Origin of the sequence: Azospirillum brasilense (genome assembly GCF_001315015.1) — a bacterium.
In the GTDB taxonomy this organism is placed as follows: Bacteria; Pseudomonadota; Alphaproteobacteria; order Azospirillales; family Azospirillaceae; genus Azospirillum; species Azospirillum brasilense.
In genome coordinates this window covers 470,164-496,406 of sequence record NZ_CP012916.1, presented here as the reverse complement: position 1 = coordinate 496,406, position 26,243 = coordinate 470,164, and the positions used below count along the sequence as shown (strand labels likewise).

Annotated in this window: 20 protein-coding genes; 11 read left to right on the top strand and 9 right to left on the bottom strand. The window is 68.5% G+C overall.

Annotated features, from left to right (window positions below; translation table 11 throughout):
- Nucleotides 1-99: 99 nt before the first annotated feature.
- Both argE (AMK58_RS23590) and AMK58_RS23585 read right to left on the bottom strand, forming a co-directional pair.
- On the bottom strand, nucleotides 100-1,251 hold the full coding sequence (argE, locus tag AMK58_RS23590; RefSeq protein ID WP_196813221.1) for an acetylornithine deacetylase: 1,152 nt from the start codon (nucleotides 1,249-1,251) through the stop codon (nucleotides 100-102).
- A 238-nt stretch (nucleotides 1,252-1,489) separates the two neighbouring features.
- The gene (locus tag AMK58_RS23585) at nucleotides 1,490-1,837 is read right to left on the bottom strand and encodes a hypothetical protein (RefSeq protein WP_035680830.1); all 348 of its coding nucleotides are present in this window, start codon (nucleotides 1,835-1,837) and stop codon (nucleotides 1,490-1,492) included.
- A gap of 382 nt (nucleotides 1,838-2,219) precedes the next feature.
- Here AMK58_RS23585 and AMK58_RS23580 point away from each other — a divergent pair, with 382 nt between their 5' ends.
- On the top strand, nucleotides 2,220-2,732 hold the full coding sequence (locus tag AMK58_RS23580) for a DUF2934 domain-containing protein (protein ID WP_051140799.1): 513 nt from the start codon (nucleotides 2,220-2,222) through the stop codon (nucleotides 2,730-2,732).
- Between the two features lie 23 nt (nucleotides 2,733-2,755).
- Here AMK58_RS23580 and AMK58_RS23575 read toward each other — a convergent pair whose 3' ends face one another.
- Nucleotides 2,756-4,051, bottom strand: coding sequence for a family 4 glycosyl hydrolase (locus AMK58_RS23575; protein WP_035680833.1), 1,296 nt, complete (start codon nucleotides 4,049-4,051; stop codon nucleotides 2,756-2,758).
- Between the two features lie 196 nt (nucleotides 4,052-4,247).
- On the opposite strand from AMK58_RS23575, the gene AMK58_RS23570 reads away from it, so the two are divergent.
- From AMK58_RS23570 to AMK58_RS23550, 5 genes are all read left to right on the top strand, one after another.
- On the top strand, nucleotides 4,248-5,582 hold the full coding sequence (locus tag AMK58_RS23570) for a GH1 family beta-glucosidase (protein ID WP_035680835.1): 1,335 nt from the start codon (nucleotides 4,248-4,250) through the stop codon (nucleotides 5,580-5,582).
- 195 nt (nucleotides 5,583-5,777) lie between these two features.
- A complete protein-coding gene (locus tag AMK58_RS23565) occupies nucleotides 5,778-6,521 on the top strand; it encodes a hypothetical protein (RefSeq protein WP_035680837.1) in 744 nt (247 codons plus the stop codon).
- Between the two features lie 148 nt (nucleotides 6,522-6,669).
- On the top strand, nucleotides 6,670-8,061 hold the full coding sequence (locus AMK58_RS23560) for an ABC transporter substrate-binding protein (protein WP_035680839.1): 1,392 nt from the start codon (nucleotides 6,670-6,672) through the stop codon (nucleotides 8,059-8,061).
- Nucleotides 8,058-10,472 (top strand): ATP-binding protein, encoded by a 2,415-nt coding sequence (locus tag AMK58_RS23555; RefSeq protein WP_051140800.1) that lies wholly within the window; start codon nucleotides 8,058-8,060, stop codon nucleotides 10,470-10,472. Before AMK58_RS23560 ends, AMK58_RS23555 begins: the two co-directional genes overlap by 4 nt.
- 10 nt (nucleotides 10,473-10,482) lie before the next feature.
- Nucleotides 10,483-11,826, top strand: a complete 1,344-nt coding sequence (locus tag AMK58_RS23550; RefSeq protein WP_059399520.1) for a sigma-54-dependent transcriptional regulator — start codon at nucleotides 10,483-10,485, stop codon at nucleotides 11,824-11,826.
- A gap of 12 nt (nucleotides 11,827-11,838) precedes the next feature.
- Here AMK58_RS23550 and AMK58_RS23545 read toward each other — a convergent pair whose 3' ends face one another.
- Nucleotides 11,839-13,470: a bifunctional aspartate transaminase/aspartate 4-decarboxylase gene (locus AMK58_RS23545; RefSeq protein WP_035674845.1), complete on the bottom strand. Its 1,632-nt coding sequence runs from the start codon at nucleotides 13,468-13,470 to the stop codon at nucleotides 11,839-11,841.
- 39 nt (nucleotides 13,471-13,509) lie between these two features.
- Nucleotides 13,510-15,198, bottom strand: a complete 1,689-nt coding sequence (aspT, locus tag AMK58_RS23540; protein WP_035674847.1) for an aspartate-alanine antiporter — start codon at nucleotides 15,196-15,198, stop codon at nucleotides 13,510-13,512.
- Between the two features lie 549 nt (nucleotides 15,199-15,747).
- Here aspT and AMK58_RS23535 point away from each other — a divergent pair.
- From AMK58_RS23535 to AMK58_RS23515, 5 genes are all read left to right on the top strand, one after another.
- Nucleotides 15,748-17,094, top strand: coding sequence for an ABC transporter substrate-binding protein (locus AMK58_RS23535; RefSeq protein WP_035674849.1), 1,347 nt, complete (start codon nucleotides 15,748-15,750; stop codon nucleotides 17,092-17,094).
- A 75-nt stretch (nucleotides 17,095-17,169) separates the two neighbouring features.
- The gene (locus AMK58_RS23530; protein WP_035674852.1) at nucleotides 17,170-18,882 is read left to right on the top strand and encodes an ABC transporter permease; all 1,713 of its coding nucleotides are present in this window, start codon (nucleotides 17,170-17,172) and stop codon (nucleotides 18,880-18,882) included.
- A gap of 14 nt (nucleotides 18,883-18,896) precedes the next feature.
- Nucleotides 18,897-20,042, top strand: a complete 1,146-nt coding sequence (locus tag AMK58_RS23525) for an ABC transporter ATP-binding protein (RefSeq protein ID WP_079285477.1) — start codon at nucleotides 18,897-18,899, stop codon at nucleotides 20,040-20,042.
- A gap of 13 nt (nucleotides 20,043-20,055) precedes the next feature.
- Nucleotides 20,056-20,763, top strand: coding sequence for a phosphoglycolate phosphatase (gene gph, locus AMK58_RS23520; protein WP_059399519.1), 708 nt, complete (start codon nucleotides 20,056-20,058; stop codon nucleotides 20,761-20,763).
- Nucleotides 20,757-21,272: a histidine phosphatase family protein gene (locus tag AMK58_RS23515; RefSeq protein WP_051140295.1), complete on the top strand. Its 516-nt coding sequence runs from the start codon at nucleotides 20,757-20,759 to the stop codon at nucleotides 21,270-21,272. Before gph ends, AMK58_RS23515 begins: the two co-directional genes overlap by 7 nt.
- A 29-nt stretch (nucleotides 21,273-21,301) precedes the next feature.
- Here AMK58_RS23515 and argE (AMK58_RS23510) read toward each other — a convergent pair whose 3' ends face one another.
- The 4 genes from argE (AMK58_RS23510) to AMK58_RS23495 all read right to left on the bottom strand — a co-directional run bounded on the left by argE (AMK58_RS23510) (nucleotide 21,302) and on the right by AMK58_RS23495 (nucleotide 26,242).
- The gene (argE, locus tag AMK58_RS23510) at nucleotides 21,302-22,450 is read right to left on the bottom strand and encodes an acetylornithine deacetylase (RefSeq protein WP_059399518.1); all 1,149 of its coding nucleotides are present in this window, start codon (nucleotides 22,448-22,450) and stop codon (nucleotides 21,302-21,304) included.
- A gap of 117 nt (nucleotides 22,451-22,567) precedes the next feature.
- Nucleotides 22,568-23,527 carry an agmatinase gene (locus AMK58_RS23505; RefSeq protein WP_035674859.1) on the bottom strand — a complete coding sequence of 320 codons (960 nt, stop codon included), beginning with the start codon at nucleotides 23,525-23,527 and terminating at the stop codon, nucleotides 22,568-22,570.
- Between the two features lie 38 nt (nucleotides 23,528-23,565).
- Nucleotides 23,566-23,988 (bottom strand): RidA family protein, encoded by a 423-nt coding sequence (locus AMK58_RS23500; protein ID WP_035674860.1) that lies wholly within the window; start codon nucleotides 23,986-23,988, stop codon nucleotides 23,566-23,568.
- 130 nt (nucleotides 23,989-24,118) lie between these two features.
- Nucleotides 24,119-26,242, bottom strand: coding sequence for a dipeptide ABC transporter ATP-binding protein (locus AMK58_RS23495; RefSeq protein WP_051140296.1), 2,124 nt, complete (start codon nucleotides 26,240-26,242; stop codon nucleotides 24,119-24,121).
- Nucleotide 26,243: the final 1 nt, after the last annotated feature.

Genomic DNA, 26,243 nt, shown 5'->3' with positions numbered 1-26,243 from the left:
TGATCCAACAATTGGTCCCTTCCATTGATCGTGCTTCGGAGAAATGGGCTCTCTTTACTGTGGGACCGGCGTGACGCTCTGCCGCACCCGTCAGGGAATTCAGGCGGCCAGTCGGCGGACGAGATCCCGGAGGAACCCTTCGCAGGCTGTGACCTGGGCGACGTCGATGTACTCGTTGGGTTGATGCGCCTGATCGATGGAGCCGGGACCGCAGAGCACCGTGGACAAACCAGCTTCCTGGAACTGTCCGGCCTCCGCCGCGAAGGAAACCATGCCGCTATCGTTGCGCCCGGTGAGGGCGTGGCAGAGCTGGGCGGCCGCCCCTTCCGGTTCCGGCGCCAGACCGGGCACGCCGGCGAGCTGTTCGGTGCGGATATCGCAATCCGGGCTGATCCGCCGCATGGCGGCGCGCAACCGCTCGCATTCCGCCTCGAAGCGGTCGCGGTATCGCGTCCAATCGTCGCCGGGCAGCGGACGGATGTCCCAGACGAAGGAACAGTGGCGGGCGGTGATGTTGGCCGCCGTGCCGCCTTCGATGGTGCCGACCTGCAGCGTGGTGAAGGGCGGGTCGAAGCCGCAGGCGGGGTCCGACGCGGCGGCATTCTCTGCCGCCATATCACCCACGAGGGTGACGAGCCGCGCCGCGGTCATCACGGCGCTGACCCCGCGGTCGATCTGGGACGAATGGACCTCGTGCCCGGTCACCGTGGTGCGCAGCACGTAGCAGCCCTTGTGGGCCAGAACGACCCCCATCGAGGTCGGCTCGCCGACGATGACGGCGCTGGGACGCGGCAACTCATCGGCGATGCGGGCGATCATGGCCGGCGCACCGATGCAGCCGACCTCCTCGTCGTAGGACAGCGCCAGATGCAGCGGCCGTTTGAGCCCGGCCGCCAGAATGTCCGGCAGCAGGGCCAGCGCCACCGCGGGAAAGCTCTTCATGTCGGCGGTGCCGCGCCCATAGAGGCGCCCGTCGCGCTCGACCAGGGTGAAGGGATCGGTGTCCCAAGGCTGCCCGTCCACCGGCACCACGTCGGTGTGGGCCGACAGCACCACGCCGCCTTCGGTCATCGGGCCGATGGTCGCGAACAGGTTCGCCTTGGCGCCGTCCGGGCTGGGCACCAGCCGGCTCTCGACGCCATACCCGGCGAGATAGTCCCGAACCCAGTCGATCAGCGCCATGTTGGAGCGGCGCGAAACCGTGTCGAAACCGACCAGGCGGGCGATCATCGCCTTGGAACCGTCTTCCACCCTTACAATCCATTCTGCGAGACGGCGGCGCCGGTCCCACGCTTGTGATAATCTTTAGCAGTTAGACACTGGCCCCTGCATCCTACGATGTCAAATGAGTCGTCCGGATTACGTGGGCATAGGGGCCAACGGTAAACGCCGGTTGAACAGGCCTCCCGCATTCGGGGTTGCCGTCCAACCGGTCGTAGAGCGGGATCGCTTGGACCGGAGCGCCGCCGGGCGAAGGAAGGCGGGGCGGTCAGGCCGCCGACCAGACCTTCTCCGTCAGGATCGTGCGCACCAGCGTCAGCGCGCTCTCGGCGCTCTCGCGCCCATCCAGCTTCGCCGCCACCGCCTCGATCTGGGCCGGCGGCAGGGTGGCCCGCAGGCGGCGCACCGTGTCGGTCAGGTGCTTCTTGGCGAAGCGCGCCTGGTTCCCTCGCTCCGACAACTCCTGGAAGGCCAGCCGCCGGGTGGTCGCGTCGCGCCCGGCGCTGGCTGCCGTCGCCCGCTCCGCGGCCGCGGCAAGCTCGTTGGAGGATTGGAGGTAATTGCTGATGGCTTCGGTCAGGATACGGTTGGCTTGAAGCAAGGGATCAAGGGACATGCGTTGAACTCTTTGCCTTCCGTGACGGCTCTGGGCCGCAAAGGGCCCCCTGCCAAGACGTTTCACCCGAAGTTAATTGGGCTGGCCGGCCCGCTTCAACCCGGCGAAGGGTTCTATGCGGACCGCAAGCCGGACCAGCGCTGATGCCGATGGTGCGCAACCGACGCATGGTCTATCACCGTCCGCTGCCTGTCGAGGCTGGACAAGCAATGGGCCTATGAATTTCCTATGAACTAAGGCACGCTTTCTTTGTGTGCGTTTATCGTCACATAAACCGGGCACTAAAACGGGAACCCACGGGCGCAGGACGCCGTTTTCCTCGAGCGTCGATGTTTCTGCGGCCATAGCCCACTTGGACCAAAGCCCACTTGGAGACGGAAGAATGCAAGGCGATCGTGAGGACCGCATCCGCCACCGCGCCTATGAGATCTGGGAGCGTGACGGGCGACCGGAAGGACGGGGAGAGGACCATTGGGCGCAGGCCTGCGCCGAGATCGAAGCCGAAGACCGCGCGGCTGGCATGGCAGAGCCGGTGGCCATGGTCGCGGCCGTCAAGGACGCCGCCGCGGGCGCGGTGAAGAAGGCGGTCCGCCGGACCAAAACGGCGGCGACCGAACTGCTGGGCGTTGGCTTGAACGCCGTGGTCGATGTGGTCGAGGAGGCCGTTGCGCCCAAGAAGCCGCGCGCTCGCAAGGCCAAGGGCGGCCCTGCGGCTGCAAACGAATCCCCGGCCGAAACCTCGACCGCCGAGCCGGTTCCGGCAGTCGCGAAGACGGCAAAGCCGCCTCGCGCCAAGGCCGTGAAGGCGGAAGCGGTGAAGGCGGAAGCGGTGAAGCCGGTCGCTCCGCGCGGCCGCCGCAAGCCGGCCGCGTCGGATACCGAACCGGCCCACTGACCCGCACCGGCCCTGCGTGCGCCTTACACACAAGGGCGGATGTAGGGCCGGTTCGCCTCCCACAACTCGTCCAGGATCTTCACGGCGGCGTCGGTGGAGTTCACCACCGGGTCGATCAGCAGGGCCTGAAGCGCCAGTTCCTTCGAGGCGTGGACCGCCGCCTCGACGGACAGTTGCTGCACGCTCGCCTGCACGTGCAGCAGTTTGGCGATCGGATCGGGCAGGGGGCCGAGCGAAACCGGGTGGACGCCCGCCGCGTCGGCCAGCAGCGGCACCTCCACCGCCAGATCGGGCGGCAGGTTGGGGATGGCGCCCTGGTTGTGGATGATCCCTGACTCGATGAACCGCTTTTGGTTGTGCAGAACCCCGGCGATGACCTGCACCGCCCGCTCGCCCCAGGATGGCTGCGTCCAGTCGTCGGGCACCGGCGTCGTTCCGGCGATCGTTCCGTCCATCAGCGCGTTGAGGATGCCGCGCCCGCGCTCGTCCTCCGCGAAGTCGAATCCATGCTCCCCGCCTTCCCAGCCGTAGGGGAGGTATTCGCCCATATGATCGTCGCTGCAGGTCGGCCACAGGCCGAAGCTGTTGAACAGGCGGCGGGTCAGTGGTGTGAAGGCCGGGTCGTGGGTCCTTTCCCGCTCGCGCAGCAGCGGATAGAGGTCGCGTCCGCTCGCCTTGTCGCGGATGTGCATCAGCCATTGGAAGTGGTTCAACCCGGCGCCCCAGACCTCCACGTCCTTTTCGGCCATGCCGAGGATCTGGCAGATGAACCAGCGCGCCAGGAAGATGCCGTGGCACAGCCCCAGCGTCTTGACCTTGGTGTATTTGCCGAGGCCGAGGACGACGCGGCTTTCCGGATTTGACAGGTTGATGAATTGGGCGTCCGGGCACAGCTCCTCAATGTCGCGGGCGAAGTCGAAGATCAGGGGCAGGGTGCGGAGCGTGAAGAACAGGCCGCCGGGTCCACCGTTCTCGCCCAGCGTGTGGCGGATGCCGTGCTTCTTCGGCACCTCGAAATCGAGCTTCCACAGGCGGTTGCGGTCGATGGCGACGGAGTTGACCACGAATTCCGCGCCTTGCAGGGCGGCGCGGCGGTCGGTGGTCTGTTCGATGAGCAGGCCGGCGTCGCCCTTGGCGTTCAGCAGACGGGCGAGGGCGGTCATGCGGTCGAGCGCCGCCGGATTCGTGTCGACCAGCGTCAGGGTGCTGCCCGCCAGTTCTCTCGTGGTGAAGAGGTCGCGGTACATGCTCAGCCCGAAGGCCGCGCTGCCGGCACCCAGAAAGACGATCTTGGTGGTTTTGGGAGTGGTAATGACCATGGAACGCCTCCCGCCGGCGGGAATGCTGCTGTGCTGATTTGTCAGGGCAGCCGCCTTGGGTGAAGCATACACTTGTTAAGACGAAGAGACTATACCTGATGGTCGGAATAAGTGTGGTGATCTCTTCGCTTGCGCAATATGTCCTTCGCGCTCGCAACAGTGCGCCCGCAGCATAATCACTTCAAGGGAGGCCCGCATGGCACTCTTCACCTTCCCCAAGGACTTCCTGTGGGGGGCCTCCACCGCGGCCTATCAGATTGAGGGGGCGATCCACCAGGACGGGCGCGGCCCCTGTGTGTGGGACAGCTTCACCGCGGCCGGGCGCATCCAGGACGGCAGCAGCGCCGCCGTCGCCTGCGACCATTACCACCGCTGGGCGGAGGACATCGCCCTGATGAAGGACGCGGGATTCAATGCCTACCGCTTCTCCATCGCTTGGCCGCGTATCCTGCCGAGCGGGACGGGGGCGGTGAATGCGGCGGGGCTCGACCACTACGACCGGCTGGTGGACGGGCTGCTGGCTGCGGGCATCCGGCCGGTGGCCTGCCTGTACCATTGGGACCTGCCGCAACCCTTGGAAGACCGCGGGGGCTGGCAGGGCAGGGAGATCGTCGGCCCCTTCGCCGACTACGCCCGCATCGCCGCCGCCCGACTGGCCGACCGGGTGAAGGACTGGATGATGCTGAACGAGCCGAACGTGGTCGCCACCCACGGTTATGGCACCGGGGAGCATGCCCCCGGTCACAAGCTGGGCGAGACCGGTATCCTGCGCGCGTTGCATCACCAGAATCTGGCGCAGGGGGCCGCGCTGCGCGCCATTTCGGCGGAGCATGCGGGCCTGACTCTCGGCACCGTCATCAACCTCCAGCCCTGCCGGGCCGAGAGCGACCGGCCGGAGGACGTCGCGGCGGCGGCCCGCTGGGACGCGGTGTGGAACCGTGTCGCCCTGGACGGTGTGGTGCGCGGCAAGATTCCTGACCTGATGGCCGATCGGATGAAGGATTTCGTCCTGCCCGGTGACGAGGAGGCGATCCGCTTCCCCCTCGATCTGTTGGGCATCAACTACTATTCGCGCATGACCATGAAGCACGAGACGGGGCATCCGTTCGACGTGTGGTGGGGCGATGCCCATTGCGACCGCTGGACCGCAATGGCCTGGCCGGTCCAGCCTGACGGGCTTTACGACCTGCTGATGGAATTCAAGCGCGACTACGGCAACCCCGCCGTCTTCGTCGCGGAGAATGGCGCCGCCTATGACGACGTTGTGACGCCGGACGGGCAGGTGCACGACGCGGAACGCGTGGCTTTTCTGCGCGACCACGTGGCGTCGGTCGGTCGCGCTCTGGCCGACGGCTGCAACGTGAAGGGTTATCTGTGCTGGAGCCTGCTGGACAATTTCGAATGGGCTTTCGGCCTGTCGAAGCGGTTCGGCATCGTCCGCGTCGATTACGACACGCTGGTCCGCACGCCCAAGGACAGCTACCGCTTCCTAAGCGAAGTGGCGAAGAGTGGGCAGCTTCATCTCGATTGACGTACAAGGGAGCAGGTCGTGCGGGGCGGTGTTCCGCCCGTTCGCCTTTTTGTCGCGGGCGAATATTTGAAAATATCGACAGTTAGAGAGGTAATCATTAGAATCGTAAGTATTTAAAATTAACAAATTATTAGATATTTTGATTGCAGATGTTTGTCGTTAGACGCCATGAGTTCGTGATAAGCGGAGAGGGCGATGGGAATTTCCGGGGTTTCGGCATCCTTGTTCCAGGCCACCGCAGCAGCCTCCGTCCAAGCGAAACCCGCCATGGCGAAAACTGGCGCCACGGACGGGAGCGGACCAACTCCCTCCACGACCCACAAGGTCGACCTCAGCAATCTGGCATCGGCGCTCAAGGGCGATGCGCTCGACCTGTTCACGAATCTTCCGGCCGATGATCGGATGTCGCTGGGCAAGTTCGTTTCCAGTGGCGCGCTGTCGGCGGACGAACTCAACGATGCGCTGTCGTCCGCCCTGAAATCGGGGCGCAAGAAAGCGTTCTGGCAGACCGCGAAGGAGGACGCCGAGGCGGGTCGCTCGCCTGACGGAGCGGCGCGGCAGCAAAGCATGAAGGCCATCTCGGATCGTATGGAGTCAGAGTTGGAAAGCCGGCGCGCTGCCATGTATGCGCCTGGGATGAGTCCCCAAGACCGCTTGGCTGCGCTGAGTAAGCTGAGCGCAGACCTGAAGGATATGCAGGATTCCTGGGACCAGTTGGCTGGTATCGGCATGCCGATGAAAGCCTACACGCTCAAAGGGGGCGATGAACGTTTCTTCGCAACGTCGAAAGAGCAGGCGGCCGGGCAGAAATTTGCGGATCTGGGGTTCCAGTCCGGTTCCTTCGACAAAGTGCTCTCGACGCTTGCCAAGGGATTTGCCCAGAAATACGTGTCTGAAGAAGGGAAGACAGAGATTACGATAGGCCCCGCAATCAGGTAGATTGCGGCTTTCTCGTCGCCGGATTGTCCGCGCGTTGCGCAGCGTGAGCATGCGGATCAAATCGGACGCGGCGGCGGATGCAGACGATCCCGAAGCGGATCAAACCGTTGGACAAAGGGATGGAGGCGCCCGCACAGTGTTCTCCGTCATGATTGGATTGCGTGCTTTTGCCGGGCGCCTCGTCGCCGCTCTCTTGCTGGTCCCGTTCCTGCCGCCGGGAATTGCGGCTGGGCAGGATACGGATGGCGCGGTCACCATCCTGACATCCTTTCCCGCGGGCTTTTACGAACCCGTGCGGGAAGCGTTCGAGGCGGCGCACCCTGACTGGCGTCTGCGCATCGTCAACACGAAGACCACCGCCGCGATCAGCCAATTGCAGGAACGGAGTGACGGCGGGGTGGACGTCTTCTGGGCGTCCGCGCCCGACGCCTTCGAAGTGTTGAAGACGGCCAGGCGCCTGGAGCCGGTCGCACCGCCCCCGACGGGAGCGCCGCCGACGGTCGGGAACCAGCCGATCAACGATCCGGACGGCGCCTATCTCGGCTTCGCGCTGTCGGGCTACGGGTTGTTGTGGAACCAGCGCTACCTCGACCGTCATGGTCTGCCGACGCCGAAGCGGTGGGAGGACCTTCGCCACCCCGCCTATGCCCGGCATCTCGGCATCACGGCCCCGTCGCGCTCCGGCACCATGCATCTGATGGTCGAAACCGTGCTGCAGATGCAGGGATGGGAGCGCGGCTGGGCGACCTGGCTGGAGATCGCCGGGAATCTCGCCACCGTGACGGCACGCAGCTACGGTGTGGTGGACGGCATCGCCAAAGGACGCTTCGGCGTCGGGCTGAGCATCGACTTTCTTGGGCAGTCCGCCGGTTCGGACGAGGACGATCTGCGCTTCGCCTATCCCGCCGACAGCCTGTTTTTTCCCGCCAGCGTGGCGTTGCTGCGCGGCGCGCCGAACCCGGATGGGGCGCGGGCCTTCATCGATTTCCTGCTGTCGCCGGCCGGTCAGGCGCTGCTCGTCCGCCCGGATATCCAGCGGCTGCCGGTGCGGCCCGACGCCTACACGGCGGCCCCCGCCGGCTATCCCGATCCCTACCGGACGGAAACGGGGGACGACCTGTTTCTGTTCGACCGCGCCCTGTCCGGCGCCCGCTACGAGCTGGTGAACCTGCTGTTCGACGAGCTGGTGACCTTCCGGGTCAAGACGCTGAACCGGGTCTGGCAGCTGATCCACGAGGGGGAGGCGCGTCTGTCCGCCCTCTACGGCGCCGCCGCCCACGAGCCGGTTGCGGCCGACCTGCTGCGCGCCGCGCGGGTGGCGGCCACCGCCGTCCCGGTTTCCACCACGGAGGCCGCCGACCCCGCCTTCTCCATGGCGCTGCGCCGACCGGCGCGGGGGCTTCCCGTGTCCAGCCGGCAGGCGGAGCTGGAGGCCGCGTGGCGGGCCTTCTCCCAGCAACGGCTGGACGAGGCGCTGGCCCTGGCGGAGCGCGCGCTGATCATCCTGCGCGTGGCCAGCGGCGAAGGGGTTTGGCCATGAGCGCGGAAGCCGTCGCCGGGCAGGCTCCCGGTCCCGTGCGGTTCGGCATCCGGGCACGGCTGCTGCTGGCCTTCGTCGCGGTCGCGGCGCTGTCGGTGGTCGCCTGCGGGCTGGGCTGGCTGTCCTACGACCGGCTGGGCGGCACACTGGACGAGTTCGCGGAGAGCCATTTGCCCGCTTTGGGCCTTGCCGCGCGCTTGGCGGAGGAGGGCGGCAGCATCATCGCCACCGCGCCGATCCTCGCCAACGCCCGGACGGAGCAGGAGCTGGGCGCCATCCGCGACGCGCTGGGCCGCCGGCTCGCCGCGCTGCGCCTGCTCGCGGCGGAGGGGGAGCGCGGCGTCCCGGGATTGCGCCCGATGGTGGACGCGCTCGGCCACAACCTGGCCGACATCGACGCGACCGTGCGGCACCGGCTGGCGCTGGCCCGCCGCAACCAGGAAAGCATCGAGCGGTTGCGCTGGCTGCATGCCGACTTCCTCGATGAGATCGAGCCGCTGGTCGCCGACGCCCGTTTCAACATCCAGAGCGCGCTGGGCTCCGTGGAAACCGGCACCCGCTCCGCCGGGGCGGTCCGCGTGCTGCGCGAGGAGAGCCGGCGCAGCGAGGCGGTGCTTCAGATCGGCGCGAACGGCAACCTCGCGGTCGGGCTGATCGCGCGGGCTGCGACGCTGGCCACCACCGAGGCGTTGGACGACAACGCGGGTTTCCTGGAGGAGACTGCGGACCGCCTTCAGCATGACCTCGCCACGCTGAAGGACTGGGCGGATGGCGTGTCGCTGGGGCAGGTGGTCGCCCGCCTGTTGGAACTGGCCCGCGGCGAGGGCAGCATCCCGGAGCTGCGCCGCGCGGAATTGGCCGCGGCCGACCAGGGGCAGGGCCTGCTGACCGAGAACCGGAAACTGGTGGCCCGGCTGAACGGCCTGATCGCCCAGCAGGTGCAGTCGGTGGAAACCACCTCGCGCGCTGCCGCGGCGCGGTCGGCCCAGGCCATCGCCGAAGGACGGTCGGCCCTGCTGGCGAGCGCGCTGGTCAGCCTGCTGGTGGCGGTGTTGGTGGCCTGGCTGTACGTCAACCGCAGCATCATCTCCCGCCTGACGCGGCTGGGCAGCGCGGCGCACGAGATCGCCGCCGGGAACCTGCAGGCCGACATTCCACTCGGCGGCAACGACGAGCTGTCGCAGATGGCCGCGGCCCTGCTGGTCTTCCGCGACACCGCCATCGCGGTGGAGGAGGCCAACGCCCAGGCCATCATCGACAACGCCCAGGCCGGGCTGGCGACCACCGACGCCGACGGGGTGATCGAGTTCGTCAACCCGCTGGCCGCCGCCCTGATCGCCGCGCCGGAGGGTGGGGCGGACGGGCGTCTGGCGGACCGGCTGGAGCCCGCCGGCGCACGGCGCGTGGAGGACTTCTTCCGCGAGGCTCGCGCTGCGCCGGAGGAGGCGGCGCCGTCCCTCTCCATCCTGACCGCCGGGCAACGGCCGAACGGCCGTCCGGTGCCGGTCCAGGTGGGCATCCGCCCCTTCCGGCGGCGCCAGCAGCAGCGCTTCATCGTCACCCTGACGGACATGACGGAGCGGGTGGAGGCGCAACAGCTTCTGGAGCGCACGGTGGCGGAGCGCACCGCTGATCTGCGCACCACCAACGCGCGGCTGGAGCGGTCCATCGCCGAGCACCAGCGCGCCGAGCGCGACCTGCGCGACACCCAGGCGGAGCTGGTGCAGGCCGGCAAGCTGGCGGCGCTCGGCCAGCTCGCCGCCGGGGTGGGGCACGAGCTGAACCAGCCGCTGTCGGCCATCCGCTCCTACGCCCACAACGGGCGCAAGCTGATCGCGCTCGGCCGGGTCGCGGAGGCGGAGGGCAACCTCGGCAAGATCGCCGACCTGACCGCCCGCATGGCCAACATCACCAACCATCTGAAGCGCTTCGCCCGCCGCCCCGACACCCGTCTGGGCGCGGTGGAACTGGCGCCGGTGGTGCAGGGCGCGCTTTCCCTGTTCGGCGACCGGCTGCGCGAGGAGTCCGTGGAGTTGGCGGTGGAGCTGCCGGAGGACAGCGCGCCGCTGCGCGTCCGCGCCGAGGAGGTGCGGCTGGAGCAGGTGCTGGTCAACCTGCTGAGCAACGCGCTGGACGCCGTGGCCCACGCGCCCCGGCGCCGGGTCGCCATCGCCGCGGAGGCGGCGGACGACACCGTCCGCATCACGGTGCGCGACAGCGGCCCCGGCATTCCCGACGCGGTGGCCGGGCAGGTGTTCGACCCCTTCTTCACGACCAAGCCGGTGGGCGCCGGGCTGGGCCTCGGCCTCTCGATCTCCTACAACATCGTGCGGGACTTCGGCGGTGCCCTGTCGGTGGCCGAGAGCGGCCCCGGCGGAACCGCCTTCCTGCTGACCCTGACCCGTGCCTGAGCGACATCGCATGACCGTTCTGCTGATTGACGACGACCACGAGGTGCTGGACGCCAGCCGCCAGACGCTGGAGCTGGAAGGCTTCGCGGTGGAGGCGACGACCCGGCCCGAAGACGCGCTGGACCGGCTCGGCCCGTCCTGGCCGGGCGTGGTGGTGACCGACGTGCGCATGCCCGGGATGGACGGCTTCGCCCTGCTGGAACGGGTGCGGGACGCCGATCCGGAGGTGCCGGTGGTGCTGGTGACGGGACACGGCGACATCGCCATGGCGATGCGGGCGGTGCGCGGCGGCGCCTACGACTTCATCGAGAAGCCGGCCGAGCCCGGCCATCTGGTGGAGGTGGTGCGCCGCGCGCTGGAGCACCGGCGGCTGGTGCTGGAGAACCGCAGCCTGCGGGCGCAGCTCGCCGGCGGCGGCTCGCTGGAGGCCCGCATCATCGGCCGCTCCGCCGCCATCGAGCGGCTGCGCGCCGCCGTGGCCGGGCTGGCCGACGCCGAGGTGGACGTCCTGCTGTTCGGCGAGACCGGAACCGGCAAGGAGCTGATCGCCCGCAGCCTGCACGACGCCGGGCGGCGGCGGGCCGGCAACTTCGTCGCCCTGAACTGCGGCGCCCTGCCCGACACCATCATCGAGAGCGAGCTGTTCGGCCACGAGCCCGGCGCCTTCACCGGCGCCCAGGGACGGCGCATCGGCAAGCTGGAGCATGCCGACGGCGGCACGCTGTTCCTCGACGAGATCGAAAGCATGCCGATGCATCTCCAGGTCAAGCTGCTGCGCGTGCTGCAGGAGCGGGTGATCGAGCGGGTCGGTGGCAACCGGCCGATCCCGTTGGACCTGCGCGTGGTCGCCGCAACCAAGGTCGATCTGCTGCGGCTGGCCGGGGAGGGCAAGTTCCGCGAGGATCTCTACTACCGCCTGAACGTGGTCACCGTTCCGCTGCCGCCCCTGCGCGAGCGGCGGGAGGACGTGCCGCTGTTGCTGCGCCACTTCCTCGACGCCGCCGCGGCCCGCTCCCGCCGTCCGGCGCCGCCGGTGGACGCGGCGGCGCTGGCCCGCCTGGCCGCCCACGGCTGGCCGGGCAACGTCCGCGAACTGCGCAACGTCGCCGAGCGCATGGCCCTGGGCCTGGGTGACGGTCTGGCGGGCGGACCGGTCACCGGGGCAGGCGGCGGCGGGATCGAACCCCTGGCCGAGCAGATGGACCGCATCGAGAAGCAGCTCGTCGAGGATGCGCTCGCCCGCTGCGGCGGGCGGGTCGGCGAGACGGCGGACAAGCTGGGCATCACCCGCAAAACGCTGTACCTGAAGATGCGCCACCACGGCCTCCAGCGCGGCGACTTTGCCGAAGAGTGAGAGCGGAGAGCGTCAGTTGGGCTTTGTCCCGCCGTCCGGCGCGTTACCGCCCTGCCGTTGCCTCTTGAACTCCTCGTAGGACTGGTCGGCCATTCCGCGCAGCGAGCGCCCGATCGCCGCGTACTCGTACTCGTTCAGATTGGCCAGCGAGACGCGGGCGGCCGGTTGCAGGGTGCCGAAGCCCTTGCCGGGCAGCAGGACGATGCCGGTCTCCGCGGCGATGCGGAACAGCAGATCGTTCGGAACGAAGTTGGCCTTCACCCAGGCCGCGTAGTCCGGGCCGTAGAGCTTCAGCGCGATGTCCTCCAGATCGAGGAGCGTGTAGTAGTCCACCGCGTTCGGGTTGGACTGCGTCGGCAAACCCAGCTCTCGGTACAGGGCGGCCTCGCGCCGGCGGATGACCTTTTTCAGCTCCGCCTTGTAGCCGTCCTGCTCGTCCATCAGGGCGAACAGCGAGAACAGCACCATCTGCACCTGCTGCGGCGTGGACAGCCCGGCGGTGTGATTCAGCGCCACGGTGCGGCTGTCGGCGACCAGCCGGTCGATGAAGCGCAGGCCGCGAACGTCCGGGACCAGAGAGCCGTAGCGGCGGTCGAGCGCCGCCTTGCGCTCCTCCGGCAGGCCGGCGATCCGCTGGTCGCAGATATTCTGCTTGTGGGTGGCGATGACGCCCAGCCGCCACCCTGTCGCCCCGAAATACTTCGAGAAGGAATAGACCAGCATGGTGTTGCCCGGGCAGACGGCGAACAGCGACCGGAAATCGTCGGCGAAGGTCCCATACACGTCGTCGGTCAGGATGATCAGGTCCTTCCGCTCGCCCTCCACGATGGCGGCGATGCGATCGAGGCTGCGGTCGTCCATCTTGACCGAGGGCGGGTTGCTGGGGTTGACGCAGAAGAACACCTTGACCGCCGGGTCCTTCAGCTTGTCCAGCTCGGCGTCCGGATACTGCCAGCCCTTGGCCGAGTCGGCGTTGATGGCGACCTCCGTCAGCCCGTACTCGTCAAGCTCCGGGATCTCGATGTAGGGGGTGAAGACCGGCAGGCCGATGGCGACCTTGTCGCCCCGCTCGACCAGACCGTTCTGCTTCATCGAATTGAAGATGTAGGTCATCGCCGCGGTGCCGCCCTCGACCGCAAACAGATCGACGCTGCCGGGTGGTAGGAAGCCGCCGACCATCTCCTTCACCAGATAATGCCGAACGACGTCCTCGCTGATCGCCAGCATGCGCGGCGGCACCGGGTAGTTCGCCCCCAGCACCCCCTCCACCATCTCGTGCAGGAAGCCGGAGCCCGACAGGCCGAGCTGGTCGCGCACGTAGCTCAGCGCGCGGCCGAGAAAAACCACCCCCTCCCGGTCGCGGTGCTCCGAGACGTAGCGTTCGAACCGACCCTCGATGCCCTCGATCCGCGGCAGGCCGCCGACGCCGTTCGGCATGAAGGAGAAGGACAACTCGGCCTCGGCCACGGCGAACAAGCCCAGCCGGAAGAAGGCGCGGCGCGGCAGGGTCGCCAGGAAGTTCGGGTTGCCGCGCCCCGCGTTCAGCATCAGCCGGTTCTCGCGGCCGGAGGCGAGCTTGATCAGTTCGTCCTTCAGTTCGAAGGGACTGAGCTTCGCGTATCGGCTGTAATCGATCGAGTCCATCAGGGGATCTCCTCGTCTGGATCACACGAAGGGTCTGGATCACACGAAGGCCACCACCAGCGGCCCCAGCAGGGTCAGGAAGACGTTCGCCAGCGCGTAGGTGATGGCGAAGGGAACGGTCGGGATGGAATTGCCGGCCTTGTCGAGCACCTCGCCGAAGGCGGGGTTGGCGCTCCGCGACCCGGCGAGCGCGCCGGCGAAGATGGCCGCGTTGTCGTAGCGCAGCAGGGTGCGCCCGACGAACAGGGTGATGATCATCGGCACCAGCGTCACGACCACGCCGACCAGGAAGATGCTCAGCCCGCTCTCGATCACGGTGCTGACCGCCTGCCGGCCCGATTGCAGGCCGACCACGGCGACGAAGCCGGCCAGGCCCAGGTCGCGCAGCAGCGTGGAGGCCGGCGTCGGCATGTTGCCGATGGCGAGGTTGCGGGTGCGGTACCAGCCGAACAGCAGACCGGCCAGCAGGGCGCCGCCGCCGGCGCCCAGCGTCAGCGGAATGTCGCCGATGCGGATGACGGCGAGGCCGACGAGCAGGCCCAGCGCCAAGCCCAGCCCGTGGTAGATAAAGTCGGTCTTGTCGCTCGCGATGACCTCCGTCCCCACCGACGCGGCGACGCGCTGCACGTCCTCGGCGGTGCCGTAGAGCGTGACGACGTCGCCGGCCTCGATCACCGTGTCGGGGGCGATCGGCAGCGGCCGGTCGCTCCGCTTGAGGCCGGTCACATAGACGCCGTGGTACAGGTTGGCCGAGGACACTTTGCGGATCTCGGCGACGGTGCGGTGCACGAAGGCGGGGTTGGTGATGGCGACGTCGCGCACCAGCATGATGAGGTCCATGCCCTGCGAGGACTGAAGCTCCGGGCCGAGCGTGTCGGCAAGGCCGACGACCCCGGACCGCCTTCCGACCAGCAGCACGACGTCCCCGGCCTCCAGTCGCAGGTCCGGCTGCATCCCGATCAGCGCGTTGTTGCGCTTCACCCGCTCCACGCTGACCGGACCGTCGGCGGAGTCCGCCTCGATCTGCGCCACCGTCCGCCCGGCCGCCCGCTCGATCCGGTAGAGGCGCCCGACCAGGGGCGGCATGGCGTATTCCTCGCCGCGCGCCAGGAAATGGGCGCCGGCCAGCATCGCGGTTTCCGCCTTGATGGCGTCGTCGCGGATGCTGCGCTTCATGATCCAGGGCAGTAGGTTGACGCAGACCAGGATGGCGCCGAACGACCCGAAGATGTAGGTGACGGCGTAGCCGACCGCGACGTTGCCCTGGAGGCGCTGCACCTCCTCCGCCGGCAGCCCGAGCTTGCCGATGGCCGAGCCGGCCGTGCCGATGATGGCCGACTGGGTCAGCCCGCCGGACGCGATGCCCGCCGCCAGCCCCTTGTCGAGCCCGGTCAGGCGGGCCATGACCACGACGGTGATCAGACCGCTGACCGCCAGGACCGCCGCCAGGATGATTTCGCGGATCGACTGCCGGCCGAGCGATTGAAAAAACTTCGGTCCGCTTTCGAAGCCGACCGCGTAAATGAACAAAGCGAAGAGAACCGCTTTGACGCCGTTGTCGACCGACACGCCGATCTGGCTGATCACCACGGCGACCAGCAAGGATCCGGCGACACCGCCAAGCTGAAATTTACCGAATTGAAATTTGCCGATCCAATAGCCGCCTGCCAGGGAAAGAAATAACGCGATTTCCGGGGCTTGATTGACGATCGAATGGAGCCATGACATGGCAATTCCTTCAAAAGTTCATTTTGTGTGCGCATCGATTGTCGGGAGGGCCGCCAAGTGAAATAGCAATCGTGATCGGCGGTCAAGGCGCTCGAATCGGCTTCATAAATGACAATGTTTCTGGGAATACGATTGTGTTTTAAATGTAGGAACGTGTTGTTTTGTTCTCAATCAGTGGCTTGCAGGGTTTTCGCGATTTGTTTTTGCTTTTAATGTTTTATTCAATCACCGATGCGCCGTGCAAACCCATTCAAGGAGAGGCTGGATACTTTGAAAGGCGGTAACGCTTTTGGTCGGGGCGTCGCCTTCTTCGTCGCGGGGCCTCGCCATCGGGCTTCGCTTCCGGGTGGGAAAACCTCCGATCCCGGGTTGAGACCGGCGACGCCCTGAGGCCGGATCTTCCTGTTCCCGCCGTTACCCATCGCACGCACCCAATGTTACCGGCTTTACCCATCTTCCCGGCGCGACCCCAGTGAATTCGCCTGCGAACGGTCTGGCACGCGGATTGCTGAAAGAGCGCGCAGAAAAACACTGGGAGGAACCATACCTATGTCTCGCACGCTGCACGGCGTCGCGGCCGCCCTGGCCGTCCTGCTCGCTTCCAGCACCGCCGCCTTCGCCCAGGACCCGTCGGGCAAGCTGGTCGTCGTCACCTCCTTCCCGAAGGACCTGACCAGCGCGTTCCAGCAGGCCTTCCAGAAGGCCTATCCGAAGGTCACGCTGGAGGTCCTGAACCGCAACACCAACGCGGGCGTGAAGTATCTTCAGGAGACGGCGTCGAACAACGGCACCGACCTGTTCTGGGCCTCCGCCCCCGACGCCTTCGAGGTTCTGAAGGGCGCCAACCTGCTGCAGGCCTACAAGCCGAAGGTCGAGGGCATCCCGGAGAAGGTCGGCGCCTACCCGATCAACGACCCGGAAGGCATGTACGCCGGCTTCGCCGCCTCGGGCTACGGCATCATGTGGAACAGCCGCTACATGAAGGCCAACGAGCTGCCGGCCCCCAAGGAGTGGTCGGACCTCGCCAAGCCGGTCTATTACGACCATGTCGCCATCTCCGCCCCGTCGCGCTCCGGCACCACGCACCTGACCATCGAGACCATCCTCCAGGGCGAGGGCTGGGAGAAGGGCTGGCGGACCAACAAGGAGATCGCCGGCAACTACCGCACCATCACCGAGCGCAGCTTCGGCGTGCCGGACGGCGTGAACTCCGGCAGCTTCGGCATCGGCATCGTGATCGACTTCTTCGCGCTGTCGTCCCAGGCCTCGGGCTTCCCGGTGGAGTTCGTCTATCCGACGGTCACCACCATCGTGCCGGCCAACATCGGCATCGTGAAGAACGCCCCCAACAAGGCCGCCGCCGAGACCTTCGTCGACTTCATCCTGTCGCCGCAGGGCCAGGAGGTGCTGCTGCAGCCGGCCATCCGCCGCCTGCCGGTCAACCCGGCCACCTACGCCAAGGCGCCGGCCGACTACCCGAACCCGTTCAAGGACACCTCGCTCGGCTCGCAGGTGAACTTCGACGTCGAGGTGTCGCAGGCCCGCTACAACGTGGTGGACGCGCTGTTCGACCAGCTCATCACCTTCCAGCTCGACGGTCTGAAGGCGGCGACCCGCGCCATCCATCAGGCCGACGCCGCGCTGGCCAAGAAGCCCAACGACAAGGCCAAGGCGCTGCTGGCCGAGGCGCGCGACCTCGTCGCCGCCATGCCGGTGACCGCCCAGGAGGCCGCCGACCCGCAGCTCGCCGGCGCCTTCACGGTGGAGCGCAAGACCGCCACCGACGCCGTGCCGGAGCGTCAGGCCCAGGTCGAGCAGAAGTGGGCCGCCTTCGCCAAGGACAACTACGCCGCCGCCCGCAAGAAGGCCGAAGAGGCCCTGGCGCTGGCCCGCTGACCCGAGCGTGATGGGAGGGGCGCCCCGCGCGGGCGCCCCGCCTCGCCTTCTCCCCCGATACCATTGGGCTGAACCATGACGTCTCTTGCGCTCACGCGCGAAAGCATCGCGCGCGTGCGGCCGGGGCCGGCGGTGGCGGCTGTGCTGATCGCGCTGTTCCTGCTGCTGTTCCTCGTCGTGCCGGTCGTCCAGGTCATCTTCGTCGCCTTCCAGGACAAGACGACCGGGTCCTTCACCCTGATCAACTTCGCCGACTTCTTCCGCAACGACCTGTTCATGCGGTCGTTCTGGAACTCCTTCTACGTCTCCGCCATGTCGGTGGTGGTGGCGAGCGCGCTGGCCCTGCCGCTGGCCTATCTGACGACGCGCTTCGAGTTCCGCGGCGCCGTGCTGATCCAGAGCCTGGGCATCATCCCGCTGATCATGCCGCCCTTCATCGGCGCCGTGGCGATGCAGCTGCTGTTCGGGCGCAACGGCACGGTCAACCTGCTGCTGCGCGACCATTTCGGCATCTCCATTCCCTTCATGGAGGGGCTGAACGGCGTCATCTTCGTGCAGAGCATCCACTATTTCCCGTTCATCCTCATCAACCTGTCGGCCAGCCTGAAGAACATCGACCGGGCGATGGAGGAATCGGCGCAGAACCTGGGTTGCCACGGCTTCCGGCTGTTCCGCCGCATCGTCTTCCCGCTGGCCATGCCGGGCTACGTCGCCGGCGCGTCGCTGGTCTTCATCAAGGTGTTCGACGACCTCGGCACGCCGCTGCTGCTCAACGTCAACGACATGCTGGCGCCGCAGGCCTACCTGCGCATCTCCTCCATCGGCATCGCCGACCCGATGGGCTACGTGATCTCGGTGGTGCTGATCGTCTGCTCGCTGCTCGCCCTCTGGGTGTCGGCGCTGGCGATGAAGGGCAAGGACTACGCGACCGTCCAGCGCGGTGGCGGCGGTCTGGCGCGGCGGCGCATGAAGCCGCTGGAGCTGGTGGCGGCCTACGCGGTCGTTCTGCTGATCCTGGTGCTGGTGCTGGCGCCGCACATCGGCCTGACGCTGCTGTCCTTCGCGACGATCTGGTCCTTCAGCCCGTTCCCCGACGCCTTCACGATGAAGCATTACGGGACGGTCTTCCTGGAGAGCGGCCAGTACATCACCAACACGCTGCTCTACGCCTCGCTGGCGGCACTGCTCGACGTGGTGATCGGCACGGCCATCGCCTATCTGGTGCTGCGCAGCAAGCTGCCGGGCCGGCAATGGCTGGATTACATCGCCATGGCGGCGCTGGCGGTGCCGGGCGTGGTGCTGGGCATCGGCTATCTGCGCAGCTTCTACGACGTGCCCATGCCCTTCACCGGGCAGCCGCTGTCCGGCTTCTGGCTGATCCTGGTCTTCGCGCTGGCGATCCGGCGCCTGCCCTACGCGCTGCGCGCCTGCACCGCGGCCCTGCAGCAGGTCAGCAACTCGCTGGAGGAGGCGGCCGAGAATCTGGGCGCCACCAAACTGCGCACCATCAGCCGGGTGGTCGTGCCGCTGATGTCCGGCGGCATCCTGGCCGGCTTCGTCACCAGCTTCGCCACCGCGGCGGTCGAGCTGTCGGCGACCATCATGCTGGTCCATTCGCAGAGCGACGCGCCGCTGGCCTACGGCCTCTACGTCTATATGCAGTCGGCGGCCGGGCGCGGTCCCGGGGCGGCGCTGGGCGTCTTCGCCGTCGTCATCGTCGGGCTGGGCACCTACCTGTCGCACGTCATCATCGAGCGGGGCCGGCGCGAACGCGGCCAGGACCATTGAGGGGAACCACCACCATGAACCATCAATTCTCCCCCACTCAGTTTTCCCCCGCTGCCCTGTCCGCCGGGATGGAGAGCGTCGGCGTCCGCATTGACGGCGTGGACTTGTCCTACGGCAGCCACCGCGTGCTGAAGGACATCCATCTCGACATCAAGCCGGGCGAGTTCTTCGCCTTCCTCGGCCCGTCGGGCTGCGGCAAGACCACGCTGCTGCGGCTGATCGCCGGCTTCAACACGGCGCAGCGCGGGGCGGTGACGATCGGCGGTCGCGACATCTCGGGCCTGCCGGCGCACAAGCGCGACGTCGGCATGGTGTTCCAGAGCTACGCGCTGTGGCCGCACATGACGGTGCGCCGCAACGTCGCCTTCGGGCTGGAGGAGCGGCGCGTGCCGCGCGCGGAGATCGAGCGGCGGGTGGACGCCGCGCTCGACCTCGTCGGGCTGAAGCATCTGGCCGACCGCCGGCCGTCGCAGCTGTCGGGCGGCCAGCAGCAGCGCGTCGCACTCGCCCGCACCATCGTGATCGAGCCGAAGGTGCTGCTGCTGGACGAGCCGCTGTCGAACCTGGACGCCAAGCTGCGCGTGCAGATGCGCCAGGAGCTGCTGAGCCTTCAGCGCAAGCTGGGGCTGACCACCATCTTCGTCACCCACGACCAGGAGGAGGCCAACACCATCTGCGACCGCATCGCGGTGATGGAGGATGGCATCGTCCAGCAGGTCGGCACCCCGCAGGAGCTGTACGACCACCCGGCCAACCTGTTCGTCGCCGGCTTCCTCGGCACCGCCAACGTGCTGGAGGGGCAGGTGCGCGCCGTGGACGGCGGGACGGTCTTCGTCACGGGTGGCGGCGTGGCGATCCCGCTGCCGCGCGGCGTGGAGCCGGGGGCCGAGGGCAAGCTGATGTTCCGGCCGCAGAACCTGTTCATTCACCAGGAGGACGGGCGCCAGGACGGCGGGGCGCCGCGCGCCGGCCATGTCCGGCTGGTGGGCATGGTGCGGCACCGCGAGTTCCTCGGCGCCTCGATCCGCTACGCGGTGGACATCGGGGGGCAGCAGGTGCAGGTTGACGCCCCGCACCAGGCCGGCGACGCGCTGCTGCCGACCGACACCCCGATCACCCTCGACCTCGCGGCCGACAAGGCCCGCTTCCTGCGCCGATAGGAGTCGCATTCCGGTGACCAGCCTTCCCAACCGCACGTCTTTGCGTGCCCCCGTTCGTGCGATTGCCTTCGATCTCGACGGCACGCTGGTGGACAGCGCCGCCGACCTGATGCACGCCTCCAACGCCCTGCTGGCCGAGCTGGGCCGCCCGCCGGTCGATCTGCCGGCGGTGCGCTCCTTCATCGGCGACGGGGTGGCCAAGCTGGTGGAGCGGGTCCTGGCCGCCACCGGCGGCCTGCCCGGAGCGGAGGAGACGGCGGCCCACACCCGCCGCTTCCTGGCCATCTACGAGGCCGACCCCAGCGCCCACAGCGCGCTCTATCCCGGCGTGGCGGAGACGCTGACGGCGCTGTCCGCGGCCGGGCTGAAGCTGGGGGTGTGCACCAACAAGCCGATGGCGGCGACCCGGCGGCTGCTCGCCGACCTGGGCATCGCGGACCGCTTCACGGCGGTGGTCGGCGGCGACAGCTTCCCCACCCGCAAGCCCTCGCCGGAGCCGGTGCTCGGCCTGCTCGCCCTGATGGATATCCGGCCGGAGGAGACGGTGTTCGTCGGCGACAACGAGCATGACGTGGCCGCCGCCCGCGCTGCCGGGGTGGCGCGGGTGCTGGTGCTGCGCTACGGCTACGCGCGGGTGCCGCTCGAAAGCCTCCCGCACGACGGCATCCTGGAGCGCTTCGGCGCCCTGACGGGGGCGCTGTCCGCGGCCTCGGCATGCTGAACCGTCTCGTCTTCTGCCGACATGGCGAGACGGAGAGCAACGTCGGCGGCTGGCTGGCCGGATCGCGCGACGTGTCGCTGACGGAGCGCGGGCGGGCGCAGGCCCGCGCGGCGGCGGCGGCGCTGGCCGCCCAAGGCAGCCCGGTCGTGGCCATTTATTCCAGCCCGCAGCGGCGCGCGCGGGAAACCGCCAACGTTATCGGCGCGGCGCTGGGCCTGCCGGTGGCCGTCGTCCCCGGTCTGGAGGAGCGGCGCTGGGGTGACCTGGAAGGGGGCGCCGTGCCGGGGGATCTCCTGCGCGAGGAGGTGCCGGGGGGTGAAAGCCTTACCGCCTTCCAGGCCCGTGTCACCGCGGCGCTGAGCGGGTTGCCGATTCCGGCGGACGGGCGGCCCCCCTTGATCGTGGCGCACGCCGGCACTTGGCACGCCTTGTGCCGCTGGATGGGCGTCGACCCGGACACGCTCTGGCCGCCCAACGCGACCCCCGTCATGCTGACGCGCGGCCCCTGACCGGAGGCCGCGCGGAAAACGTCGGCTCGTCAGGCCAGACGGGTCAACAGAAGGTCCAGCATGCGGTCGCAAGCCGCCAACTGCTCCTCCGCGATGAACTCGTCCGGCTTGTGGGCCTCGCCGATGCTGCCGGGGCCGCAGACGACGGTGGGAAGCGACAAGCGCTGCTGGAACAGGCCGCCTTCGGTGCCGAAGGAAATCTTGCCCAGGCTGTTTCCTCCGGTGAGCGCCTTGACGAAGGACACCACCTCCGAGTCCCCGTCGGTGTCGAGCGACGGATAGCTGGACAGTTCGGCGACCTCGACGGCGACGGCGGGAAAGGCGCTTCGCGCCCGCGTTTCGATGGCCTCCGCCTCCGCCCTCACCGCGTCGAGCAGGGGCTCCACCGGGTCTTGCGGCAGGTGGCGGATTTCCATGTCGAGGCGGCAATGGTTGGGCACGATGTTCAGCGCGCTGCCGCCCTGAATGACACCGGCGTGGATGGTGGTCCACGGCACGTCGTAATCGGCGTCGCGCGCGCCTTCGGTCTGCACCCGCTCCTGCAGACGGCGCAGTCCCGTAAGCATGTCGCAGGCCATATGGATGGCGTTCATCCCCTGCGGCGCCAGGCTGGAATGGCATTCGACCCCGCGGCAGTCGATGCGCAGCGCCGTCTTGCCCTTGTGGGCCGTGACCACCTGCATCAGGGTGGGTTCACCGACGATGCAGAAGCGCGGGCGGACCGGCAGGGCCGCCATCATGTCGATCAGGCGCCGCACGCCCAGGCAGCCAACCTCCTCGTCGTAAGACAGCGCGAGATGAAGCGGCTGGCTGAGCGTCCGCCCGGAGGCCCGCTCGGCCAGGGCCATCGCCGCGGCGACGAAGCCCTTCATGTCGGCGGTGCCGCGGCCGTAGAGATTGCCGGCCCGGCGGGTCAGGCGGAAGGGGTCGCTGGTCCAGGCCTGCCCGTCCACCGGCACCACGTCGGTGTGGCCGGACAGCAGGATGCCCGGACGGTCGGCCGGGCCGATGCTGGCGAAGAGGTTGGCCTTGCGCCCGTCCTCGCTCGGCACCAGCCGCGTGGCGGCGCCGGCCGCCTCCAGCCGCTCCTTCGCCCAGAGGATGAGGTCCAGGTTGCTGTCGCGGCTGACCGTGGGAAAGGCCACCAGCCGTTCCAGAATGTCCAGCGTCGCACCCATGGCGGGTATGGTCCTTCTTCCTTGGTCTTTCAGCCCTGGCTTTCACAAGCCGGCGCTGCCGTCGGGACGGAGGCGGCCATCGGCCGGCCTCCTCCGTTCCTCGTCAGGCCGCTCCTCTCACTTGGCGTCGAAGTAGCCGGCCTGGATGGTCTTGCCGATCAGGTTGCAGATGATGCGGCCGGCGGTGATCGCGGTGATGCCGTTCACGTCCTTCTTGGGCGTGATCTCCACGATGTCCATGCCGACGACGCGGCCCTTCTTCACCAGACCGTGGATCAGCGTGCGGATCTGGGGATAGGTCACGCCGCCCGGCGCCGGGCCGTTGACGGCCGGCATGATGGTCGGGTCCATACCATCGGCGTCGATGGTCAGGTAATAGCGCCCGCCGTCGGGAATGCGGTCGAGCACCGCCTTCATGCCGACGTCCTGCAGCTCAACATCGGGGATCAGCACGGCGCCGTAGGCCTGCGCCGCCTCGACCTCCTCCGGCCGGGCGCTGCCGGCGGAGCGCAGGCCGATCTGGAAGATCTGGCCGACATGGTCCATCTCCGCCGCGCGGCGGATCGGGCTGGAATAGCCGCCGCGGGCGCCGTTCACATGGTCGCGCCAGTCGAGGTGCGCGTCGATGTGCACGAGCGTGATCGGGCCCTGGTCGTCGTAAGCGCGCAGCACCGGGATCGGGATGCCGTGGTCGCCGCCGATGATGATCGGCAGCATGCCCTTGGCGAGCATCGCGCGCACCACCGCCTCGGCGTTGCGGTAATGCAGGTCGAGGTCGCGCGGGTTCGCCTTCACGTCGCCGCAGTCCACGACCTTGATGTCCTTCCCGCCGAGCAGCGGACCGCCGATGTCGAAGTCCCAGCGCTCCAGCTGGCGCAGCGCCCGCTCGGTGTAGCGGCGGACCCAGGTCGGGGCGTTGGTCTGGTCGTTGGTCACCTCGTCGATCGAGTAGGGATCGCCGTAGGGGATGCCGAGGATGCCGATGTGGCCGTCGAGCTGGTCGATATCCGTGCAGATGGGGAAGTCGAGGAAGCTCTGCAGTTCACGGCGCGGCGGGTTGGTCAGGGTGCTGCTCATGGCGGGCGTTCCAGGTTTCTTTTGTGTGATGCGGGAAATCAGGCGGCGTCGGGGATCACGGCGATGGCGTCGACCTCGACCACCCATTCCGGCCGCGCCAGGGCGCTGACGACGATGCCGGTGGAGACGGGATGGACGCCCTTCAGCCACTTGCCGATGGTGCGGTAGACCGGCTCGCGGTAGCGCGGGTCGGTGATGTAGACGGTGATCTTGCAGATGTGCTCCATCTTCGCGCCGGCCTCATCCAGCAGCATCTTGATGTTGCTCATGGCCTGCTCGGTCTGGCCGGCGGCGTCGCCGATGGCCACGCTCTCGCTGGTGTCGAGGTTCTGGCCGATCTGGCCGCGCACGAAGACCATCGCACCGCGGGCCACGACGGTCTGGCAGAGGTCGTTGTCCAGCGCCTGCTCGGGATAGGTCTTCTTGGTGTTGAACTTGCGGATGCGGGTGTGGCTGGTCATGGGTCGGTTCTCTCTTGGGTGAAGGGTGCGCCGGGCATAGGGAGGGCATGTCCGGGGAGCCGAAAGGGCCCCCGGCCGTTACGCCGCCCGGAAAGGGTTGGCTGCGGGTTAGGCGGTCAGTGCGGGGCGATCAGTGTAGGGCCGCCAGCTCGGGGAAGACCGACGCCCGTTCCGCCAGCTCGGCCAGCGGGATGTGGCAGGCGATGCGGTGGCCGTCGGTCGCCGTCTGCACCGGCGGCGCGCGCTCGTCGCAGATGGTGCCGAGCTTGCGCGGGCAGCGGCCGCGGAAGGCGCAGCCCCCGCCGCCGGGCGGTGCGGTGGAGTCCTCCAGCAGGATGCGCTCAGGCTCCGGCCCGTCCTCCGCCCCGCTCAGCCGCGGCACGGCCGACAGCAGCGCCTCGGTGTAGGGATGGTAGGGCGGGCGCAGGACCCGTCCGATCGGACCCTCCTCGCAAATCGTGCCGCCATAGACGACCAGCACGCGGTCGGCGATGTGCGACACCACGGCGATGTCGTGGGTGATGAACAGGTAGGACAGTCCCAGCTCGTCGCGCAGGTCGGCCAGAAGATTGAGGATGTTCGCCTGCACCGAGACGTCGAGCGCCGACACCGCCTCGTCGCAGACGACGAACTCCGGATCGGTGGCCAGGGCGCGGGCGATGTTCACCCGCTGACGCTCGCCGCCGCTCAGCTCGTGCGGGTAGCGGTCGGCGTAGGCGGCGGGCAGGCCGACGCGGGTCAGCAGCGCCGCGATCATCTCCCGGCGCTCCGCCTCGCCCTGGCGGCCGGCGAGGACGAGCGGGCGCTCCATGGCCGCCCCCACCGTCTTGCGCGGGTTGAGCGAGGCGGCGGAATTCTGGAAGACCAGCTGGGCGCGGCGGCGCAGGTCGCGGTCGCCCTCCTTGGCCTGCTTGACGAAGTCGGCGCCGTCGAACAGCACCGTTCCGGCGGTCGGCTCGATCAGGGCCAGCAGCGAGCGGCCGATCGTGCTCTTGCCGCTGCCGCTCTCGCCGACCACGCCCAGCACCTCGCCGCGCTGGATGGTGAAGGAGACGTCGTCGACCGCCACCGTGCCCTCGCGGCGGAGCCACGGCAGGATCGACCGGCGCTCGCCGAAGACCTTGCGCAGCGCCTCGACCTGCACCAGCGGGGCGGTGCGGGCCGGCGGCGTCGCAGGCTGCCGGGACGCGGTCGACTCCTCCGGCCACGGGGTGCCGGCCAGGGCCTCGGCCTTCCAGCAGCGCACGCTGTTGCCGGCGGCGTCCACGCGCAGCGCCTGGGGCAGGCGGCGGCAGGTCTCCTCGGCGAACGGACAGCGGGGCGCGAAGACGCAGGATTCGGAGGCTCCCGACAGCTTGCTGACCGTGCCGGGGATCGAGGACAGGCGATGCCGGCGGTCCGTGGTGATGCGGGGCAGCGCCGCCACCAACCCCTTGGTGTAGGGATGGACCGGCCGGGCCAGCACCTCGCGGGTGCGCCCGGTCTCCACGACCTCGCTGCCGTAGAGCACGCAGACCGAATTGCAGATGCGGTTGACGATGCCGAGGTTGTGCGAGACGAACAGGGCGCTCAGATGGTGGCTCTCGCACAGGCCGGCGAGCAGCTCGATGATCCGCGCCTCCACCGTGACGTCGAGCGCCGTCGTCGGCTCGTCGAGGATCAGCAGCTTGGGGTCGCAGCCGAGCGCGGTGGCGATCAGCACGCGCTGCTGCATGCCGCCCGACAGCTGGTGCGGGTAGGACTGCGCGATGCGTCGCGGCTCGCGGATGCCCACCTCGGCCAGCAGCTCCTCCACCCGTGGTGCTGCCTGGCGGGGGGTGAGGCCCTTGTGCTGGACCAGCGGCTCGGCGATCTGCCGCCCGACGGTCAGCGCCGGGTTCAGCGAGGTGAAGGGGTCCTGGAAGACCGCGGCGATGCGGTCACCGCGCAAGCTCCGGCGCTGCCCGGCGGACAGGCGGCGCAGGTCGGTCCCTTCGAACAGGATCTCGCCGCCGTCGATGCGCCCGGCCTCGCCCAGCAGGTCGAGGATGGCCATGGCGACGGTGCTCTTGCCCGAGCCGGACTCGCCGACCAGCCCCATGACCTCGCCCGGCCGGATCGCGAAGCTGACGTCGCTGGCGGCGCGCAGCGTGCCGCGCGGGCTGGCGTAGTTGATGGTGAGGTTGCGCACCTCCAGCAGGGCGGACATGGCGGTCGCGGAGGCCGGGGTCGGATCGGGGGACGCGGCGGCGGAAAGGGGCACGAGAGCGGTCATG

Excerpts from the sequence above, each read along its gene's own strand:
- AMK58_RS23550 (WP_059399520.1), top strand. The coding sequence starts at position 10,483 with ATGACCGTTCTGCTGATTGACGACGACCACGAGGTGCTGGACGCCAGC.
- argE (WP_059399518.1), bottom strand. The coding sequence starts at position 22,450 with ATGGGTGCGACGCTGGACATTCTGGAACGGCTGGTGGCCTTTCCCACG.
- AMK58_RS23530 (WP_035674852.1), top strand. The coding sequence starts at position 17,170 with ATGACGTCTCTTGCGCTCACGCGCGAAAGCATCGCGCGCGTGCGGCCG.
- AMK58_RS23545 (WP_035674845.1), bottom strand. The coding sequence starts at position 13,470 with ATGGACTCGATCGATTACAGCCGATACGCGAAGCTCAGTCCCTTCGAA.
- AMK58_RS23580 (WP_051140799.1), top strand. The coding sequence starts at position 2,220 with ATGCAAGGCGATCGTGAGGACCGCATCCGCCACCGCGCCTATGAGATC.
- AMK58_RS23515 (WP_051140295.1), top strand. The coding sequence starts at position 20,757 with ATGCTGAACCGTCTCGTCTTCTGCCGACATGGCGAGACGGAGAGCAAC.
- aspT (WP_035674847.1), bottom strand. The coding sequence starts at position 15,198 with ATGTCATGGCTCCATTCGATCGTCAATCAAGCCCCGGAAATCGCGTTA.
- AMK58_RS23560 (WP_035680839.1), top strand. The coding sequence starts at position 6,670 with ATGATTGGATTGCGTGCTTTTGCCGGGCGCCTCGTCGCCGCTCTCTTG.
- AMK58_RS23575 (WP_035680833.1), bottom strand. The coding sequence starts at position 4,051 with ATGGTCATTACCACTCCCAAAACCACCAAGATCGTCTTTCTGGGTGCC.
- AMK58_RS23525 (WP_079285477.1), top strand. The coding sequence starts at position 18,897 with ATGAACCATCAATTCTCCCCCACTCAGTTTTCCCCCGCTGCCCTGTCC.
- AMK58_RS23585 (WP_035680830.1), bottom strand. The coding sequence starts at position 1,837 with ATGTCCCTTGATCCCTTGCTTCAAGCCAACCGTATCCTGACCGAAGCC.
- AMK58_RS23500 (WP_035674860.1), bottom strand. The coding sequence starts at position 23,988 with ATGACCAGCCACACCCGCATCCGCAAGTTCAACACCAAGAAGACCTAT.
- AMK58_RS23535 (WP_035674849.1), top strand. The coding sequence starts at position 15,748 with ATGTCTCGCACGCTGCACGGCGTCGCGGCCGCCCTGGCCGTCCTGCTC.
- AMK58_RS23505 (WP_035674859.1), bottom strand. The coding sequence starts at position 23,527 with ATGAGCAGCACCCTGACCAACCCGCCGCGCCGTGAACTGCAGAGCTTC.
- AMK58_RS23565 (WP_035680837.1), top strand. The coding sequence starts at position 5,778 with ATGGGAATTTCCGGGGTTTCGGCATCCTTGTTCCAGGCCACCGCAGCA.
- AMK58_RS23555 (WP_051140800.1), top strand. The coding sequence starts at position 8,058 with ATGAGCGCGGAAGCCGTCGCCGGGCAGGCTCCCGGTCCCGTGCGGTTC.
- AMK58_RS23570 (WP_035680835.1), top strand. The coding sequence starts at position 4,248 with ATGGCACTCTTCACCTTCCCCAAGGACTTCCTGTGGGGGGCCTCCACC.
- AMK58_RS23495 (WP_051140296.1), bottom strand. The coding sequence starts at position 26,242 with ATGACCGCTCTCGTGCCCCTTTCCGCCGCCGCGTCCCCCGATCCGACC.